Raw genomic sequence first — 18,948 nt, 5'->3', positions numbered from 1 at the left:
TCCCTAAAACTCTCTGGCTAGACAAGGAAAAAACTAAGTTGTGCTTTAGAAACAATGAGTTGGAACATTCCTTATCCAAACCTCAGGTTAATTATGATATTTTTGGAGGCAGAATGACGATAGCGATGGGAGAACGGATCTTTTTAAGGAAAGCAACTTTAAATGATGCCGGCTTCTTACTCAGGCTTTTGAATCAAAAAAGCTTTATCGATAACATCCGTGATAAAGGCATAAAAACGCAACAACAAGCTGAGGAGCATATCGAGCAAGCTTACCTTATTCCCTATCAAATTGGTAAGCCAGCAGCTTACATCGTTGTAGAAGCAAGCAGCAATACTAGTATTGGGTTGTGTGGCTTATATCAAAGACCTTTTTTTAATATTCCAGACTTAGGTTATGCGCTTTTAGATGAGTTTACCGGAAAAGGCTATGCGTCTGAGGCCGTTAGGTTACTTATGGAACATGCTAAATTAGAACAAAGCTACATCAAGTTAGGTGCTATTACATTAGAAAGTAACCGCAACAGCATTAACCTACTTAGCAAAGTGGGATTTAGTCGTATTGGTAAAATAATAATTGATAATGACTTAACACCTGTAGTGGTGTTTGAGTGTCAACTATAAATGCAGACTTATTTGTGCAGTTAGTTGGTTAAAGTTTTTTTGATGTGCAGATACAAGAGCACTAAAGCCATCCTGCTCAAGCGTTGCTTCAAATTGGAATGGCTGCACTTGGGTTAGCTGATAGTTCCCTTCTTTGTACTGATAAAGATACCAAGTTCCACTCATCACAGCACCTTTTTCAAAGTGCCCTGCAAACTCGTTAATTTCTACTACGAGGCGTTGATGCTCCTGCGTGTTGCGATAAAACTTATCACTTTTTATTGCTGTGGTTTTATTGGTTGCATTTAACGCGTTGACTAAATTCCAAGTCAGCATATCGGAAGGTGGCTGAGCCCAAAAATGAAAGTTAGCGATATTTACTTTGTTTTCTGGTTGATATTGCACTAATGCTTGTTGATCGAATAGTTCAATCAACTGCACTTTATCAACCAAGAGAACGTGATTGAGCTCAACTTGCTTTTCGTCAGCGACACTCTTTGCTTCTAACTGATAATAACTAACCGGCTGCGATGGATTCGTTATACAGCCCGTTAAACAAAATAAAAGCAAAAATGTCGCTAAGCCAGTCTTCATCTATTTTTTCCTTGGGAGTGGATCTGTACCGCTCTCTTTATTGAAAATAAGCATATTCGGTTGCTCATTCAACCCTTTAGAAATAGGCTTTAAGCGATTTGACAAACTTTCAAGTTCTTCAAGGGTATTACTAAGTTGATCCATAACACCTGAACCTTTTTGGTACTGAGTCATGGTTTGCTCAAATTGCTTCAAGCTTGATGTGAGCTGGCTTAACGTATCTTTTAAGCTCGTTAAATTACCGCCAACCTTGTCTGTTATATTGTTATTATTGATAGACTCTACGAGTTGATTCATTTCCATTGCTAGTAACCTGTGTTGCTGAAGGGCACCTTCTAGTTCCTTAACAGTTGTTTCAAGAGGTAACCCATTTAACTTGTTCAGTAAGCTTGTGACCTGTTCAGAAAGTGCTGTAATACCGCTCGGAACGCTAGGTAATACTGGATAAATAGTCGTTTTGTTTGAACTAACGACTTCTGCACTTGGATAAAAGTCTAACTCTATATATACCGCACCTGTTAACAAATTGCCACTTTTTAGTGACGCTCTAAGGCCGCTGCTAATCCATTTGTCTATATTTTCTGACCAATATGTTTGTGCAAGCTGTGCATCTTCGTAAATGCGGCCGTACTCAATTTTAACCAATACAGGCACAGAAGTGTTATTTTGTTGAAAGTATAAAGGTCTATCGTCGCTAACACCAGTCGCAGGAACTTGCTCTATCGTACCAATTCGCATACCTCTATATTCAATTGGTGCGCCAGCTCGAAGTCCTCGAATTGATTGCTCAAACTCAATGAGATAGTAATCAAAGTGATCAAAACGTTGCTCTAAAGCCATTGCAAAGTTTTTGTGTAAGGCGTAGGTTTTGTTTTCGAGCGCCGCAGTGCCGCTTGGCATAGTTGGTGGATAGTCAACAGAAATCCCGCCCTTGATCATCTTTGCTAGCGATCCTGTCGACACTTCAACGCCTTCCGTTGATAGTTTAAAATCAATGCCGGAACTAATCCAGAAAATAGCGTTGTCTGTGATAAGGGTATCGTATGGCGAATAGATGAAAATACCATATTCCATTTTTAAGCTTTCGACACTAAAGTGCGCAGACTCAACCTGACCCACTTTATAATTGCGGAAAAAAATACTGGAGCCAACGTCTAATACTTCAGCATCTGAAGCCACGAGTTGGTAGCGCTTTCCTTGCACCTCTGAGCCAATTAATGCAGGCTCATCCATTAAGGTGAATATGCTCGAACGTGTTTTTGCATCACCAGGGGAGAGCTCTATATATACTCCAGAGAGTAGCGTATTCATGCCTGAGATGCCGGATTCATCAATTCTAGGTTTTACTACCCAAAAAGAGGAATCTTCAGCCAATAAATCACGGTAGGGCTGTAAAATCCTAACTTTTGCAATCACTGCATTTTGCGCTAACTCAAGCTTTAATGACTCGACTAACCCGACCTTAACGCTTTTTACTCTCACTTCAGTTTTGCCTGCAATTATGCCATCTGCGTCAGTCATTTTTATAAAAATAGTGTGGCCTTTATTTGCCTGATGTTGATATAACATCCAGCCTGTGATGAGCAACGCGATAATTGGAATAATCCAAATCACTGAAAATTTTGGTTTGTCTTCTATATCGGCTTGAGTAGTCATTGACTATTTTTATCCCACAATAATCTCGGATCAAAACTATTAACGGCTGCAATTTGGCAAAGCACCATCAAAGTAAAAAACACGATACCAATTTCCGGCTCGACATTTAGCACCGTACCAAGTTGTACCAAAGACACTAAGATGATCACCACAAACACATCTATCATCGACCAGCGACCAATAAATTCGAGCAAGCGGTACACTTTTGTTGCTGTGATTGGGTCTTTGGGTTTTTTAACTCGTACAAGTAAGTAACTCAATAGTAACGCTTTTGCGATAGGAATACATATACTTGCGAGAAAAATAAGTGTTGCTACGGGATAAGAGCCGGCTTCCCAAAGCACTTGAACGCCGGAAAAAATCGTTGCAGGAGTATGAAGCCCAAGACTGATGGTATCCATGATGGGCAGAAAATTAGCAGGTACAAGTAGCACGACGCTGGTGAGCATCCAAGCTAAGCTTTTTTGCGTTGATTGAGATTTGCGGTATTTTAGTTTGGCGTAGCAACGCTGACATTTTTCACCTTCACCCAAAAAGCCACAAACCTTGCAACGTTTTAGCGTGGAAGATAAATTCTGTGGCTCCATTAGGTGACGATTACATTGAGTCTGATTACGCCACATGTACTCGTGATCGAAAAGTGAGAGCGCTTCAATAAAACACAAAACGAACAGAATATAGGCCCAAAACCCAAGGCCCATCTCCAATTCAGCGAAAGACATTAATTTAAAAGCGCTCACGAGCACGGCGACTAAAAATATATCTGTGAGATTAAGCGGTTTTAGTGCTGAAAGTAATTTGGCTAAATGCCGGGCATTGTGCGCATTGATGATTTGCCAATACTCGGTGTGTGCAAGTAGTAGCAACGAGCATACGGCAACAGGCATAACTAAAATAGTGAAGGCAAATAACCCAGCTAGAAAATAGCTGTAATGTTCAGCTAACAATATGAGCGCTTGCCAGAGGCTTACAACTTGAGTGATACCGTGTTGCGTGTAGGAGATAAAGTCTGGAAATAAGCTTGCGAATAAAAATAGTAACGCAGAAAAGCTGAAGGCTTGTACTAATTGGTTTTGGTGTCCTTGTACATGACACAACACGCATCGACAGTTTGGGCACACCGCACGCTTTTGGGACTCGATAGCGTCTATTTCAACAAGCGTATCGCATTCAGGGCAAGCTGTAATCACACAAAAATCCGTTGATTTCCTTTTATGCTAGTTTGCTTGATGCGCCCAAATTTATCAATGTTAATCAAATACCGCGACGGTTTGGCGGCTTAGGGCGAGCAGCTTGCCATCTTGTGACCAAATTTTAGCATCTTCAATACCATAACCATTTTGGCTATGGTGGGTCACGGCTTCAAAGCCCAGCCAAGAGTCTGAGTCGAGTGAAATATCACACAAAAATTCTATGTACCAAGACATACTGCTGGCGGGGCTTGGCGCTTTACACATCTGGAGTAAGGTTGGCGGCCATGAATCAGCAAGAGCTAGTGTATGTAGTTCATTTACCGATGTAGTTTGTGCTTTAAATCGCATCCAACCACCTAGATTTGAAGATGGTGCGCCGGAAAATGGCAAAGCGCCTTGCTGAGCATTGAGCGCGACATGTTGGAAAAATGCAGGCATCACATCTTCTTGATATGGAAGAACAGCCTTTGGATTGACATCTGAAAGAGTAGGGCTATCCGCATTTGCAACTTGGATACCAGATTCTCTATCCTTGCCAAAGCACCCGATAGCAATAAGACAAACCTCGCCTGACTGGATCAGTTGAGTTTGCATTTGGGTTGCATTTTTGCCGCTACGCAAAATGGTTGTTGCAACGGTAAATGGTGCGCCTTCTAGCAGTGGTCCGACAAAATTTACGCTCACAGAGAGCAGTCGACGAGGCTCTGTCAGTTGATGCTTCATGCTTTGCACCGCGATTGCCGCAGACAATCCGCCAAACGCAGTGCGGCCTTGACACCAACTTGCAGGAAACGTCATTTGTGTTTGCGCTTGCTGTAAAGGCTCCGACTGAATAATTTCATCAAATGTCATGTTGTCATTTCTCATTATTTATTATGTTGCACTTAGCATAACTGGTCTAACCAGGTAATCAAGCGTCAAATACATCGTATTTTCTTCTTCACTTGTTTCAAAATAAGCAATTAAGGGTGATTTTTTGACCGAAACGTTCGAAAAGCAAAAAAATTTCAAATTTTTTCATTTTTTTTTAGTTGTGACGCTTGAATTACAAATCGGTGACCTTATTTATCAAATCAACTAACTGAACAACGAATTTTGAAGTCGGAGATGATTCATGGGTAAAATTATTGGAATCGATTTAGGTACTACTAACTCTTGCGTAGCGGTACTTGATGGTGACAAGCCGCGCGTTATTGAAAATGCTGAGGGCGACCGCACAACTCCTTCTGTTATTGCATTTACAGATGATGGTGAAACACTAGTAGGTCAGCCAGCAAAACGCCAGGCAGTGACTAACCCTAAAAATACACTTTATGCTATCAAGCGTCTAATTGGTCGTCGTTTTGAAGATGAAGAAGTACAGCGTGACCTTAGCATCATGCCTTTCAACATCGTAAAAGCGGACAACGGCGACGCTTGGGTTGAAGTACGTGGGGAGAAAAGAGCTGCACCTCAGATCTCAGCTGAAGTTCTTAAGAAAATGAAGAAAACAGCTGAAGATTTCCTTGGTGAACCAGTAACTGAAGCAGTTATTACAGTTCCTGCATATTTCAACGATTCACAGCGTCAAGCAACAAAAGATGCTGGTCGTATCGCAGGTCTTGAAGTTAAGCGCATTATCAATGAGCCGACAGCAGCAGCACTTGCCTACGGCATGGATAAGAAGCAAGGCGACAACGTTGTTGCAGTATACGACTTAGGTGGTGGTACATTCGATATCTCAATCATCGAGATTGATGAAGTTGAAGGCGAGCACACCTTTGAAGTACTAGCAACTAACGGTGACACTCACCTAGGTGGTGAAGACTTTGATAACCGCGTTATCAACTACCTAGTTGCAGAATTTAAGAAAGACCAAGGCATCGACCTAAAAACCGACCCGCTAGCGATGCAGCGTGTTAAGGAAGCGGCTGAGAAAGCGAAGATCGAGTTGTCTTCAGCACAGCAAACTGAGGTAAATCTACCTTACGTTACTGCTGATGCAACAGGTCCTAAGCACATGAACGTTAAGCTAACTCGTGCAAAACTTGAGTCACTAGTTGAAGACTTAGTTGCGCAATCAATCGAGCCACTAAAACGTGCACTTGCTGATGCAGACCTTTCTGTAAACGACGTAAATGACATCATCCTAGTTGGTGGTCAAACACGTATGCCACTGGTACAGAAAACAGTAGCTGAATTCTTTGGCAAAGAGCCACGTAAAGACGTTAACCCTGATGAAGCGGTAGCAGTTGGTGCGGCGGTTCAAGGTGGTGTACTTGCGGGTGACGTGAAAGACGTACTACTACTTGACGTTTGTCCTCTGTCTCTAGGTATTGAGACTATGGGTCAGGTAATGACTGCGTTAATTGAGAAAAACACGACTATTCCAACCAAGAAGTCGCAAACTTTCTCGACAGCAGAAGACAATCAGTCTGCAGTAACAATTCACGTACTACAGGGTGAGCGTAAGCGTTCAAGTGATAACAAGTCTCTAGGTCAATTCAACCTAGAAGGTATTCGCCCAGCGCAGCGCGGTGTGCCACAAATCGAAGTTACTTTTGATGTGGATGCTGATGGTATCTTACATGTGTCTGCGAAAGACAAGGACACAGGTAAAGAGCAGAAGATCACAATCCAAGCTTCTTCAGGTCTAAGCGACGATGAAGTTGAAAAAATGGTACGTGATGCAGAAGCAAACGCAGAAGAAGATAAAAAGTTTGAAGAACTAGTTGGCGCTCGTAACCAAGCTGATGCACTTGTTCATGCTACACGCAAGCAAGTTGAAGAAGCGGGTGACGACCTTCCAGCTGATGACAAGACAGCAATTGAAGCTGCACTTGGCGAGCTAGAAGCAGCAATCAAGAGTGATAGCAAAGACGAAATTGATGCTAAGACACAAGCACTAGCAGAGAAATCGCAAAAGCTTATGGAAATCGCTCAAGCAAAAGCGCAAGCTCAACAAGCTGGCGGTGACGCAGGTGCCCAACAAGGTTCAGCGAAAAAAGACGACGACGTAGTTGACGCTGAATTTGAAGAAGTTAAAGACGACAAGTAATTGTAGGTCTTGAAGGAGGGCGCGCTGGCTGTATGGCTTGTCGCGCCCTACGTGTTTATAAATTAGACTGTTGTCTAGCATTAATTTGCAAGCGACAGAACTCAGCAGAGTTTGCAACGACATAAGTTGCCAAGAAAGAGTAGTGTGATAAAAATGTCTAAACCTGACTATTATGAAGTATTAGGTGTTGCAAGAGACGCCAGTGAACGTGACATTAAAAAGGCGTATAAACGTCTTGCAATGAAATATCACCCAGATCGTACTGCAGGTAACACCGAACTCGAAGCAAAATTCAAAGAAGTAAAAGAAGCTTACGAGGTATTGACTGATAGTCAAAAACGCCAGATGTATGATCAATACGGCCATGCAGCTTTCGAACAAGGTGGTGGTGCTGGTCATGGTGGATTTGGCGGCGCTGGCGACTTCGGCGATATTTTTGGGGACGTATTCGGTGATATCTTTGGTGGCGGTGGTGGCCGTCGTCAATCAAGACAACAGCGTGGCGCGGATTTAAGATATAACTTAGAGTTAAGTCTTGAAGAAGCGGTACGTGGTAAGCAGGTTGATATCCAAGTACCAACTTGGGTGAGCTGTAAACCATGTGATGGTAGTGGTGCGAAAGCAGGTTCTAAGCCTAAAACTTGTACAACCTGTCATGGTGCAGGTCAAGTACAAATGCGCCAAGGCTTCTTTGCGGTACAGCAAACTTGTCCAACTTGTCAGGGCACAGGTCAGATCATTTCAGACCCGTGTAACAGCTGTCACGGACAAGGCCGTGTGGAGAAAACGAAGACACTTAACGTTAAGATCCCTGCAGGGGTTGATACGGGTGATAGAGTACGTTTGTCTGGCGAAGGTGAAGCGGGGGCACATGGTGCTCCAGCCGGCGACTTGTACGTACAAGTGAGTGTAAAAGAGCACCCAATCTTCGTACGTGACGGCAACAATTTGTACTGTGAAGTGCCAATTAGCTTCACAACGGCAGCACTCGGTGGTGAGATTGAAGTGCCGACCCTAGATGGCCGCGCAAAACTGAAGATTCCATCGGAAAGTCAAACAGGCAAAATGTTCCGTATGCGTGGTAAAGGCGTGAAATCTGTGCGTAGCGGTGCGGTAGGCGACTTAATTTGTAAAGTTGTCCTTGAGACGCCAGTAAACTTAAACGAGCGCCAAAAAGAGCTTCTGCAAGAGTTTGAAGAGTCTATGGGTGAAAACAACGGTAAGAACCGTCCTAAGGCACAAGGCTTTTTTGACGGCGTTAAGAAGTTCTTTGATGACTTAACTAAGTAACTTAAGCTTATTGAAAATGCCCGCTGCGATAGCGGGCATTTTTGTTTTGACGGATGATGGAGCTCATCGTAAGGCGATAGCATAAGCGTTTGTTTCTTGGTATAACAGAAATCAACATCTGCTTAAAAGGAGTTTGTAATGACACCGGCAATTAACCTACTTAAAAAGGCGAAAGTGGCGTTCCAAGTGCTGCAATTTGAGCATGACCCTAATGATCATGACTTTGCTAATGAAGCAGCGAAAAAGCTCAACCTAGACCGAGAAAAAGTATTTAAAACCCTGCTGATTGACGTTGATGGTAAATTGTATGTAGCTGTTTCTCCCGCCACGCAACAAGTGGATTTAAAAGCCTTTGCTAAAGCGTGTAAGGGGAAAAAAGCACAGCTTGCAGATCAACAGAACGCGCAAAAGGTAACTGGTTATTTAATTGGCGGTATAAGCCCGTTTGCGCAGAAAAAGCAGCTGCCCACGTTACTTCACGAGAGTGCTTTAGCATTTGAGCAAGTTTATGTTAGTGCAGGCAAGCGCGGAGTTGAAGTCGTTGTTTCACCCGCTACGATAGAGCAACTATGCAAAGCAAAAATCGCACTGTTTTAATGGCAGTGCTCAGCGTAAAAAACCATCTTGATTACAGATAAAATGCCAGTCTAGAACTGCTCAGGCTGTCAAAGCTCCTCGTTCATTCCTATTTTTCCCACTAAGAACAGTAATTTACTTTTCTCAACTTACAGCTGTAAGCCATTAATTTAGCAGTCATTTATATTAATCACTCGATAACTCAGTAAAAAAGCCGTTAAAAAATTAAGTAGAGTAATTGATCTAAACGAATTTTTATGCCGTAATGTAGGTATATCTATCTGGTCGGATGAGTTAATTATGAGCCTAAGAACGAATTTAAGAAAGATCCTCCCAAGCATTTCAATCACAGAACAAGAAGCATTAGATGCCGGTGATGTTTGGTTAGAAGGGTCAATTTATCAAGGTAAGCCTGACTTTTCGGCGCTTCGTGCTGTACCTGAAGCTAAGCTAAGTGCAGAAGAACAAGCTTTTTTAGAAGGTCCAGTTAAAGAATTAATGGGTATGATCGATGACTCGGAAATTCAAAATGGCAAACACCTGCCAGAGCACGTGCTTGAATTTTTGAAAAAAGAGAGATTTTTCTCTTTGATCATTCCAAAAGAATACGGCGGTCTAGAGTTTAGCCCTTACGCAAACTCAACGATTGTAGGTACGATTGCGACTAAATCCTCTGCGGTAGCGGTAACGGTGATGGTTCCTAATTCACTAGGTCCGGGTGAGTTATTGCTTCATTATGGTACTAAAGAGCAGCAAGCGCACTACCTTCCTCGCTTAGCAAATGGTCGTGATATTCCGTGTTTCGCGCTAACAAGCCCTGAAGCTGGTTCCGATGCCGGTGGCATTCCGGACCAAGGTATTGTTAAAAAAGGCATGCATAACGGTGAAGAAGTACTTGGTCTTGAAGTAACATGGGACAAACGCTATATCACACTTGCGCCGATTGCGACGGTACTCGGTTTAGCCTTTAAAGTATTGGATCCTGAGGGATTACTAGGCGGTAAAAAAGAACTAGGGATCACCTGTGCGTTAATTCCACATGACCATCCGGGTGTACAACTAGGTAACCGTCATGACCCTATGGGGATACGCTTCTACAATGGCACGACACGTGGTGAAAAAGTCTTTATTCCAATGGACTTTATTATTGGTGGCCAGAAGAATATCGGTCGCGGTTGGCAGATGTTGGTAAGTTGTTTAGGTGCTGGACGTGGTATTTCTTTACCAGCGCTAGGAGTTTCAACTAGCCAAGTCGCACTGAAATCGGCATCTGAATACGCTGCGGTACGTGAGCAATTTGGCCTTTCGATCGGCCAGTTTGAAGGTATTCAAGAAAAGCTTGCGGATATCGCTGGCAAAGCATACATGCAAGAGGCGATGCGGGTATTAACAACAGAAGGTTTAGGTATGGGTCTTAAGCCATCAGTAGTAACAGCAATTGCAAAATACCACATGACTGAAACTGGTCGTGACGTATTGGACTCTGCAATGGATATCCTTGCAGGTAAGGCTATTCAAAATGGTCCTCAGAATACCCTTGCAAGCGGCTATGTTGCCCAGCCAATAGCGATTACCGTAGAAGGTGCAAACATTCTAACGCGTAACTTGATGATCTTTGGTCAAGGTGTAATGCGCTGTCACCCCTATTTGCAGTCGATGGTTGAATCTATTCACAGCGAAGAGAAAGACGCCGACAGTAAATTCCGTGGTATTTTGACAAAAACAGTTAGCTATAGTGTTGCCAACAGCTTACGTGCTTTCAAATATGGTCTTATGCCATTTACTGCTGATGCAAAATCACCATTACCTGAAGTGCGTGCGTATGAAAAAGCCGCGCATAGATTAGCAGCTAAGCTTGCGGTATACGCAGACTTTTCATTGCTCGTACTAGGTGGAAAACTGAAACAAGCAGAAATGCTGTCAGCACGCCTTGGTGATGTAATGAGTCACTTGTATGCAGCGATGGCTTCAATCAAATACTATGAGCAAAAAGTAGCAGTAGCAGAGCGTGAGCAAGCAGCACCTTATTTCCATTATGCGACAAGGCATGCACTTATCAGTGCAGAAGAAGCGCTACATAAATTCTTAGATAACTTCCCGGCAAGTGGTACTCGTAAATTTATGCGTGTGATCACGATGCAGTTTAGTGGCAAACAAATGCCTAAAATTAATGATGATATGATCAGAGAATTGGCCGCCGCGGCGCAAATGGATACGCCAATCAAAGCGCAGCTTACTCATCTTGTGAAGCCTACCGCAGGTGATGGTCATGATATCAATGAGCAAGCATATAAAGCTAAGATGGGTTGCCTTGACCTGCTTGCCAAAGTTAAAAAGGCAGTTCGCAAGCGCGAGATCCAACCAGGTGTTCGTTTCGAGCAAACATTAGATAATGCGCTCGTTGGTAACCTTATCAACGAAGAAGAGTACGCAAAACTGGTTGATTACAATCGCAAGCGTGAAAAAGCAATCCGAGTGGATGAGTTTGACTTCGATTTAAACTTGTTAGATGAACAAAGTGCGAAAGAAACAGTCAAGCAAGCCGTGAATGAGTAAGTTAAACAAATAACTTTTTTGTAAAAGTAAAAGCCCTTAACCAATTGGTTAAGGGCTTTTTCATGTTGGGTAAAGATAATAACACCAGCTATAATTATCAAGCACTGTAAAACGGTTTGCTTATTATACCAATTTGTCTTAATACTGGCTCAATTTGAAGGAACATATCTGATGCTAACAGCGTTAAAAATTTCTTATTTAGAACAACTAAATAACAAAATTTTTGACTTGCCTACATGGATGTAGGTACCTTGGCGTGAGCAGGATGCGGAAGCGGTGTTATCGGCAAGATTTCTTCGCCTCAAAATAGGTCGCTTAATTAAGAGAATTGGCATTCGTAATAGTAAGTAAAGGGTTGTACTGTGTTTAAGTAACCTGAGTTGTACAATAAAAAGTTTGGCTGTTTATTGAACTGCTCTCAGGTTAAATAACAAAAGGTGTAACACAGTGAAAATAAGTATTCCGAACGATGTAATTTCTGCGCCTATGTCAACACAGCAAGAGCAACAATTATGGAGCGGTTGTGGTGATATGTTATTTATCAATCATGATGCTGGGAAGCTTGCAATTAAGCGCACTAAAGTGCCTAGTGACATTGCACATCGGCGAATTGAACAATCTTCAGTAGCGCTTGCGCGTAAAGCTAAGTCTTATCAAGTAGAACGTCACTTTTACAAGCATCATGCATGCGAGTTACTCTCACCCTGCAATACGCCTAGTTATTTAGGTGAAGGGGTAAGTGAAGGGATGGACTACATCGTCTTTAGAGACTTCTCAACTCAAGGTTTTTCGCAAACTACTAAGCCGTCCGAGTCACAAATATTAGCAGTGATAGGGTGGTTAGCTAAATTCCATGCTCACTTTTTACAAAGCCCAGCAGAGCATGTGTGGGAACAAGGAAACTATTGGCACCTAGATACACGACCGGATGAGCTTGAGCGAATGCAGCACAGTAGTATTAAACAAGCGGCACCACGATTACGAGATCGTATCAAAAATAGCCATTGGCATACTTGGATCCATGGCGACGCCAAGCTTGCTAACTTTGCCTTTAATGGCGACCAAGCACTCGGATTCGATTTTCAGTATGTCGGAAAGGGTATTGGTGTGTCAGACTTAATGCTGTTTATTACGTCGGTATTAGACGAAAAGGAACAGCTCCTGCATGCCGATGAGTATCTCAAGTTGTATTTAGATATGTTGAGAATAGAATTATTAGGCAAAGCAGCCTCTATTGATATCGCTCAGATCCTTTCTGAGTGGGAGTCGTTGTGGCCTGTAGTGTGGGCTGACTTTTATCGCTTTCTGTTGGGTTGGAAACCGGACCATGTAAAAATCAATGATTACATGAAATTTCAAACGGAAATTGCATTACAACAGGGATAATAAATGGTCATAGCCTTATTCAGTGCGTTAAATTGGGCTGTATTTGATTTTTTACGAAAAAGGCTAGCGAGCCATTATTCAGCCGCGCAAATGTCGGTGGTATTTAGTCTGCTAGTCTTACCTGCATACATAGGCTATTGGTTGGTTGTTGACAAGCAGTTCCCAAGCTCTGCTTATATAGCGCCTGCGATAGCTAGCGGAATTTTGGCGGCAATTGGTAGCGTAAACTTTATTCAGGCGCTTTCGCTTGGGCGAATGGCGGTTATCCTGCCTCTGTTATCCATCACTCCAGCACTTGCAGGTGTGTTTGCTTGGTTGCTACTTGGAGAACCTTTAACCACACTGCAGTCAATACTAATCGCTGCGATTGTTCTCGCTTCGTTTTTATTGCAAGGAGGCAGATTCTCTTTTCAAGAGCCTGGTGCAAAACAAGTTGCGATCACCTCTTTTTGCTGGGGGCTTTGCATCGTGTTCGATAAACAGGCTTTGCAATACAGCTCGCTCTCTTTTCATGCTGGGTTTCTAACCTTTATGGTATTTTTTGTTAATCTAATCTTGTTACGACCACAGTTTAAAAATCAAAATTTCCGCGCACATTGGTTGCTCTGGAGTATTTCTTCAGTGGTATTCGCTGTCGCTGTTATCTTTCAAATGCAGGCGTTAACCGAAATTCAGCCGGGGCTTGTTGAAGGATTGAAAAGAGCCATTGGCATAGTCAGCGCGAGTATGCTTGGAATGTGGTTTTTTAAAGAGGCAATTTCAACAAAAGAATGGCTTATGATCTCTGTTATTCTGTGTTGTAGTGCAATGTTAGGATTCAACAGTGGCGCTTAAGCGCCACTTAAAATTACTAATTGGTATTACTTACACTGCGCGACTTTAGTCCAAACGTTTGAGTAGATCTCTGGGCTTGCGCCTTGTGACCAGTACGTAGCACGGTATTCAAAGCCTTTGAATGAAACTCGGTCGCCCGTATTGTAGAACTTAGTTGCATTCCATTCTTGGATACCATTACACCCAGCTGGTGCATCATTAACGGTAACCGCTAGTGTCTTAGAAGCAGTTCTGTTATTTGAAGCTGTCACAGTGAGTGTCACTTGATATGTACCAGCACTCGCGTAGGTGTGTGATGGGTTAGTTTGTGAGCTTGTTGCACCGTCACCAAATTCCCACTGATAACTACCTGCTGTTGATTGGTTGTTAAATGTCGCAGTGAGGCCGGACACGCTGAAGTTAAAGTTTGCATTGACTGCACCTGAAGTATCACAACCATTATTTGTTAGATAATCAACCGCAGCTTTTGCTTGCACAATACCATAGCCGTAAGAAGTATCACGACCTGCTTGGCCTTTGTCTTTTGCAGTTGTATTAAGCACTTGGCGAATTTGCTGAGCAGTACATTGCGGGAAGTGGCTCCACACTAATGCTGCGACACCAGAAACATGCGGTGTTGCCATTGAAGTCCCACTAATACTGCGATACGCGCCATTATTCCATGTTGAGTTTACACCAACCCCCGGGCCTGCAATTTCTACTTGGCTGTTGTATTGAGAGAAAGAGGCTTTTGACTCAGAGCTATCGACCGCTGCCACAGATACAACTGCATTATACGATGCTGGGTAGCTCAGCGAGCTATTACCCGCGTTGCCAGCGGCTGCGATATGTAGCATGCCACGCTGATAACTCTGCTCAAATGCGCTTCGTTCTGCCGTAGAGCTGCCGCTGCCACCTAAACTCATGCTAGTTACGTTGGCGCCAGCCTGCTCACACTGCTCAATTGCTTTAATGAGGTCGGAACCGTATGCCCAGTTACCTTGGTCGTTAAACACTTTAACAATATGAAGACCTAGTTGCCCTGATGGATTCACCCCGACCACACCTGTGCCATTACCACCTAAAGCGGCGATTGTGCCGGCAACGTGTGTTCCGTGGCCGTTACCATCGTTACTCCACACACCTGTGTCGTAGTTACCGTAGCCGTCATTACCAGTAATGCCTGTGCTAGGTAAATCTTGGTGACCTAGCGTATAACCAGTATCCATAATACAGACTTTACGGTTGCCGCTGTAGCCGTCAGATACTTGGTTAGCCTGCACCATATTAATGCCGTAAGGTGTTGTTTCAGCGAGTAAATCAATTGCTGAAGTTTTTACACTTGGCAAATAGCGTTTAGGGTCAACTTCTACGTGTGCAATATTACCGCTTGCTTGTAGTTGTTGCATTTGCGCTGAAGAAACTTCAGCGACATATGCATTAATGCTTGGCAATGTGTTGACTGCAGCAGTACCCAAGGTGGAGTAGGCAGCTTCAGACAAAGCCTGCGCTTTAAACTGCGCCGTTTCCGCTTGATTTAAACGCACAGGCAGAACATTTGGTGTTGCGCTGTCTTTTAACGTGACAATAACGCGCTGTGTATCTGCGTGAGCAACTGAAAGGCTTGCACAAACGCAGGCACTAAGGGTCGAAAGCTTAAGAAGTTTTACTACTGTATTACTGTTTTTCATATTTCACCTGTTTTACATGTTGTTTACGTTTGTTACTAAAACAGGTGTTGACATCGCTGTCAATGCGTAAATATTAGACAGGTTTAAATTGCATTATCTTTCTGGATTTTGTTTAATGCATTAATTAATCGTTCTTAAATTCTCAATTCTTCACATTATTATTGTGGTTATTTTTATTAAGTGAGTGAGTTAGTTCTGTAATGGTAAATTGCGCAGGATTGTTAATGTAACGTAAAAAGTCCAGGTGTTCAGGAAAGTTTCCATGTATGGCATGATACAAAGGTAAGTGAGCGTCATCCAGCGATTCGAAAATAGATAAGGTTACGCTGTCTATCGGTGTGAAGTCTCTATGATATTGTGCTAGTCGAGCTAAGGTATAGGCCCCAAGCAACACATGCCCTCCAATCGAAACATCTAACTTAGGCGCAATATCTTCATCCCAATTAATCCCACCTATGACGATCTTACGGTTTAACTCTTTAGCAGCGAGTAATGCGCCATAAGCAATAGGATCATTGGCAGCCCAAACGGTTGTAATTGCGGAGTCTCGCTGTAACCACGCTTTAGTGAGGCGATAAGCTTCATTCTGAGACCATTGACAATTTGCCTCTGCGATTAATTCTAGCTCCGTATGGTGCTCAAGATAAGCGCGCATGCCTTTTTGTCGGTCTAATGCCGCAGTCGTCGCCACGTCACCTAGTAAAGCTAATACATGTTGCGATGGATTTGAGGACCTAAGCGCTTTTCGCGCAAGTTGATGCATTAATTTAAAACCGGCTTGGAAATTGTCTGGCTCAACGGTGCCAATAATTTGGTGTCCTGCCTTTAACAAAGCCACTTCCTCTGTTTTGGTCGGTCCGTTGAGCAAGAAAATAATCTTAATGTTGTTGGCTTTGGTGTTTAACAAGTAGGGAACGACACTCGACTTTTCGTTAACCAGCACAAGGTAATCAGCGTCACTTTTCAAGGCTTGCTCTACGAGCGATTTCATCAAAATATGGTTGCGCTGCGCATAACTAATTTTGAGGGAAATATTCATGTTAGTAGCGGCCGCAGTCATCACGTTGCTGACGTTATACCAAAAATCCCCTGTAGGATTTTTTGTTGCAAAGCCAGGGTTTACAAATTGAACGTTGAATCGTTGTGCAGATAGCACGGCCATCGGCGATAAGAGTAAAAAGATGAACAACAATTTTCGGATCATAAGTCTCTACATTTTTGATATTCAAAAAGTGTGCTGCTAAATACGCTACAAGTATAGCTTACGCTAGAATCGTTGCGCTATCTGCCAGTTTTTTGAATGCTATTCGGAACCAGCTTTTTTTTCATAGCATTGAATTTAGCTCATACGTTAATTGCTTTATACTAGCGGGCAAAGAGTAAGGGGACTTTGATGAGAAAAATCGTATTTACATTCGTGTTGTTGTTTTCGATGTCTGGAGTTGCGCATGAGTCAAGCGAACTGAATAAAACCATGAAGGAAATGGGTCATATTTATAAGCAGGCTATGAAAGCGCAATCTGCTCAAGAAATGCAGGCGCACTTAACCGAGCTGACTACACTCGTTAATGAAAGTAAGCAATTTCAGTTTAAGCAAGAGGTGTCTGCCGAGTCAGTTGCGGGCTTGAATAAAGTACTCGAAACCATTACTAAAGCGAGTCATGAAATAGACTCGGGAAAAGTTGAGAAAGCTCGTGAAATGCTTTTAAAAATTGATGAGCTGAGAAAGCAATACCACAAACTACACGAGCCACCGAGCTTTTGGGAATTACTGTTTGGTAGTTAAGCTGAGATTCGAACAGTTAACTTATCTAAGCGCTGTGGTTATTTCTTGTTTTATCGCAGCGGCTTTGCTCATCTGTCTTGGCTTTAGTTGAGCATGACAAAATACTAGCGAGTGGTAGTTTGATTTTTCAGGGTCGCTCGTGAGTTCTCCATAAAATCCAAAAAGCGGTGAAATAGCGAAATCCTTATCTGCATTTAGAAATTACGTAAAAATCTACTCAAAATAAGTTGCATTATTAATTGGAACGATCCAGTATGTTTGTTTTTAATCTGGGAAATTTCAATGAAAACCTCCTCATTAGCCAGTCTAATTTTACTTTCATTTTGTGGCTCCTCATTAGCAAATGCCAATGCGCTCTACGACATCACCGAACGCGATGCATTCTCTGTAACGAGTGACGTACAGGAGCAAATCCAAGGTGAGGGGATAGAGCAGTTAGTTGATAGGTCACTAAAAAGCAAATTCTTATCTAAGCAATCTAGCGCAGAGATTGTATTTGATCTGAAAGACGTAAAAGCGCTTAGACAATATAGTCTCACCTCAGCCCAAGATGCCCCCGCTCGAGACCCAAAGCATTGGACTGTAGCCGTATCTAAAGATGGTAAGGCATGGCAAGAGGCTGATAAACGCAACAATATGGTATTTTCAAGGCGGGGTGAAACGCTCGCTTTTGACCTACCCAAAACAACGGATGCGAGGTACGTGCGTTTTACGATAGCACAAGAAGGCAAAACGCAGTGGGGCGATCGCTTTTTGCAAATCGCTGATCTGGCACTCTATGCAGAAACAAACTTACCACTGGCAAACTTTATTGCAGATAAAACCGTTGCCAAGCTTAATGAGCCAATTTCTCTGCAGTCGATATCTGCAAACTCACCAACAGAGCTGAGTTGGAAGGTTGAGGGCAAAACGACGTTACCAACCACAAAAAGTGTTGAAGTAGTTTATGACAAGCCAGGTAACTACGATGTTACTCTAATGACTAAAAATGCGCATGGCTCCGACCTTAAAACCCGTGCGAACTATTTAAAAATATACGATCCAAATCAACCATGGAAAGGTTTTGAGCCGCCAAAGGTCAAAGTGGTTATCGAAGATACTGATTCGGCAGGGTCGAAACGCCTGCAAGCACTATTTCCTGATATAGCCAGTACGGTGGATGACGTAACTCGCCAACTGGCCCCAAGGTTGTACAAACACTTTGCAGAGCTGCCAGAGTTTGAGCAAGTTACATTTAGGCTAAAGTGGATGGACACAATAGCGTATCGCTCTGGAGACGAAACAAATATGGAAATCGTGTTTAGTTCAAAGTACATCACCGAAAAACTGGCTGAACAACCAGATGAGCAAGTGGAATACGAACTCCTTGGTGTGCTCTGGCACGAACTTACCCATGGATATCAGCTATTTCCAAAAGAGAGAAGTTATTCTGAGCCCGATGTACATGCATTTATTGAAGGAATGGCGGATCTCATTCGCATTCAAGCGGGATACCATAAAACCCGTTCGCCTAAGCCGTCAGATTCTTGGGTTGGTGGATACACAAACACTGGGTTCTTTCTAGCATGGCTCGCTGAGTCTCATCCTGATTTTGCCTATCGTTTTAATCAAACTGCGGTAGAAATAGAAAATTGGTCATTTGAAGATGCAATAAAATCAGTTACTGGAGAGTCCCTTGATAAGCTTTGGTCTCGTTATCAAAGTGGGCTAAATACCAAGAAATTGCAATGAACTAGCAAGAACTAGGTGATTACAATTTGTCGGTGTT

Annotated in this window: 15 protein-coding genes; 9 read left to right on the top strand and 6 right to left on the bottom strand. The window is 42.8% G+C overall.

What is annotated here, in order from left to right; all coding sequences use genetic code 11:
* Positions 1–113 precede the first annotated feature (113 nt).
* Positions 114–623: a GNAT family N-acetyltransferase gene (locus GSF04_RS00940; RefSeq protein ID WP_069019298.1), complete on the top strand. Its 510-nt coding sequence runs from the start codon at positions 114–116 to the stop codon at positions 621–623.
* Here GSF04_RS00940 and GSF04_RS00935 read toward each other — a convergent pair.
* The 4 genes from GSF04_RS00935 to GSF04_RS00920 are packed head-to-tail and all read right to left on the bottom strand — an operon-like array spanning position 618 to position 4,897.
* Entirely contained in the window at positions 618–1,196 is a 579-nt protein-coding gene (locus GSF04_RS00935) for an ABC-type transport auxiliary lipoprotein family protein (protein WP_211857139.1), read from the bottom strand. The two genes, GSF04_RS00940 and GSF04_RS00935, sit on opposite strands and share 6 nt — an antisense overlap.
* The gene (gene pqiB / locus GSF04_RS00930; RefSeq protein WP_039495072.1) at positions 1,197–2,852 is read right to left on the bottom strand and encodes an intermembrane transport protein PqiB; all 1,656 of its coding nucleotides are present in this window, start codon (positions 2,850–2,852) and stop codon (positions 1,197–1,199) included.
* Positions 2,849–4,042, bottom strand: coding sequence for a PqiA/YebS family transporter subunit (locus GSF04_RS00925; RefSeq protein WP_211857137.1), 1,194 nt, complete (start codon positions 4,040–4,042; stop codon positions 2,849–2,851). Before GSF04_RS00925 ends, pqiB begins: the two co-directional genes overlap by 4 nt.
* Before the next feature lie 60 nt (positions 4,043–4,102).
* Complete coding sequence (locus GSF04_RS00920; protein WP_211857136.1) at positions 4,103–4,897, bottom strand: thioesterase family protein; 795 nt, start codon at positions 4,895–4,897, stop codon at positions 4,103–4,105.
* Positions 4,898–5,159: 262 nt separating this feature from the next.
* On the opposite strand from GSF04_RS00920, the gene dnaK reads away from it, so the two are divergent.
* The 6 genes from dnaK to GSF04_RS00890 all read left to right on the top strand — a co-directional run bounded on the left by dnaK (position 5,160) and on the right by GSF04_RS00890 (position 13,724).
* The gene (dnaK, locus tag GSF04_RS00915) at positions 5,160–7,082 is read left to right on the top strand and encodes a molecular chaperone DnaK (protein WP_102058005.1); all 1,923 of its coding nucleotides are present in this window, start codon (positions 5,160–5,162) and stop codon (positions 7,080–7,082) included.
* Positions 7,083–7,235: 153 nt separating this feature from the next.
* Positions 7,236–8,372: a molecular chaperone DnaJ gene (gene dnaJ / locus GSF04_RS00910; protein ID WP_045990341.1), complete on the top strand. Its 1,137-nt coding sequence runs from the start codon at positions 7,236–7,238 to the stop codon at positions 8,370–8,372.
* Between the two features lie 138 nt (positions 8,373–8,510).
* Positions 8,511–8,969, top strand: coding sequence for a Cys-tRNA(Pro) deacylase (gene ybaK, locus GSF04_RS00905; RefSeq protein WP_211857135.1), 459 nt, complete (start codon positions 8,511–8,513; stop codon positions 8,967–8,969).
* Between the two features lie 279 nt (positions 8,970–9,248).
* Complete coding sequence (locus GSF04_RS00900; RefSeq protein WP_211857134.1) at positions 9,249–11,504, top strand: acyl-CoA dehydrogenase; 2,256 nt, start codon at positions 9,249–9,251, stop codon at positions 11,502–11,504.
* Positions 11,505–11,951: 447 nt separating this feature from the next.
* The gene (locus GSF04_RS00895) at positions 11,952–12,890 is read left to right on the top strand and encodes a phosphotransferase (protein ID WP_211857133.1); all 939 of its coding nucleotides are present in this window, start codon (positions 11,952–11,954) and stop codon (positions 12,888–12,890) included.
* 3 nt (positions 12,891–12,893) lie between these two features.
* Positions 12,894–13,724 (top strand): EamA family transporter, encoded by an 831-nt coding sequence (locus GSF04_RS00890; protein WP_211857132.1) that lies wholly within the window; start codon positions 12,894–12,896, stop codon positions 13,722–13,724.
* A 26-nt stretch (positions 13,725–13,750) separates the two neighbouring features.
* Here the strand turns inward: GSF04_RS00890 and GSF04_RS00885 are convergent, their stop codons facing one another.
* Positions 13,751–15,394, bottom strand: a complete 1,644-nt coding sequence (locus tag GSF04_RS00885; RefSeq protein WP_211857131.1) for a S8 family serine peptidase — start codon at positions 15,392–15,394, stop codon at positions 13,751–13,753.
* Between the two features lie 142 nt (positions 15,395–15,536).
* Positions 15,537–16,598: an ABC transporter substrate-binding protein gene (locus GSF04_RS00880; RefSeq protein ID WP_211857130.1), complete on the bottom strand. Its 1,062-nt coding sequence runs from the start codon at positions 16,596–16,598 to the stop codon at positions 15,537–15,539.
* Positions 16,599–16,787: 189 nt separating this feature from the next.
* On the opposite strand from GSF04_RS00880, the gene GSF04_RS00875 reads away from it, so the two are divergent.
* The gene (locus GSF04_RS00875; protein ID WP_211857128.1) at positions 16,788–17,180 is read left to right on the top strand and encodes a cytochrome b562; all 393 of its coding nucleotides are present in this window, start codon (positions 16,788–16,790) and stop codon (positions 17,178–17,180) included.
* A gap of 282 nt (positions 17,181–17,462) precedes the next feature.
* Positions 17,463–18,911, top strand: a complete 1,449-nt coding sequence (locus tag GSF04_RS00870) for a basic secretory protein-like protein (protein ID WP_211857126.1) — start codon at positions 17,463–17,465, stop codon at positions 18,909–18,911.
* The last annotated feature ends 37 nt before the right edge of the window (positions 18,912–18,948 follow it).

This window comes from Pseudoalteromonas sp. A22 (genome assembly GCF_018141345.1).
In the GTDB taxonomy this organism is placed as follows: domain Bacteria; phylum Pseudomonadota; class Gammaproteobacteria; order Enterobacterales; family Alteromonadaceae; genus Pseudoalteromonas; species Pseudoalteromonas maricaloris.
This window is presented reverse-complemented; position numbering and strand designations above follow the sequence as displayed.

Bases quoted from the DNA above. Each gene is read 5' to 3' on its own strand.
- GSF04_RS00940 (WP_069019298.1), top strand. From the start codon at position 114: ATGACGATAGCGATGGGAGAACGGATCTTTTTAAGGAAAGCAACTTTA.
- GSF04_RS00935 (WP_211857139.1), bottom strand. From the start codon at position 1,196: ATGAAGACTGGCTTAGCGACATTTTTGCTTTTATTTTGTTTAACGGGC.
- pqiB (WP_039495072.1), bottom strand. From the start codon at position 2,852: ATGACTACTCAAGCCGATATAGAAGACAAACCAAAATTTTCAGTGATT.
- GSF04_RS00920 (WP_211857136.1), bottom strand. From the start codon at position 4,897: ATGACATTTGATGAAATTATTCAGTCGGAGCCTTTACAGCAAGCGCAA.
- dnaK (WP_102058005.1), top strand. From the start codon at position 5,160: ATGGGTAAAATTATTGGAATCGATTTAGGTACTACTAACTCTTGCGTA.
- dnaJ (WP_045990341.1), top strand. From the start codon at position 7,236: ATGTCTAAACCTGACTATTATGAAGTATTAGGTGTTGCAAGAGACGCC.
- ybaK (WP_211857135.1), top strand. From the start codon at position 8,511: ATGACACCGGCAATTAACCTACTTAAAAAGGCGAAAGTGGCGTTCCAA.
- GSF04_RS00900 (WP_211857134.1), top strand. From the start codon at position 9,249: ATGAGCCTAAGAACGAATTTAAGAAAGATCCTCCCAAGCATTTCAATC.
- GSF04_RS00890 (WP_211857132.1), top strand. From the start codon at position 12,894: ATGGTCATAGCCTTATTCAGTGCGTTAAATTGGGCTGTATTTGATTTT.
- GSF04_RS00885 (WP_211857131.1), bottom strand. From the start codon at position 15,394: ATGAAAAACAGTAATACAGTAGTAAAACTTCTTAAGCTTTCGACCCTT.
- GSF04_RS00880 (WP_211857130.1), bottom strand. From the start codon at position 16,598: ATGATCCGAAAATTGTTGTTCATCTTTTTACTCTTATCGCCGATGGCC.
- GSF04_RS00875 (WP_211857128.1), top strand. From the start codon at position 16,788: ATGAGAAAAATCGTATTTACATTCGTGTTGTTGTTTTCGATGTCTGGA.
- GSF04_RS00870 (WP_211857126.1), top strand. From the start codon at position 17,463: ATGAAAACCTCCTCATTAGCCAGTCTAATTTTACTTTCATTTTGTGGC.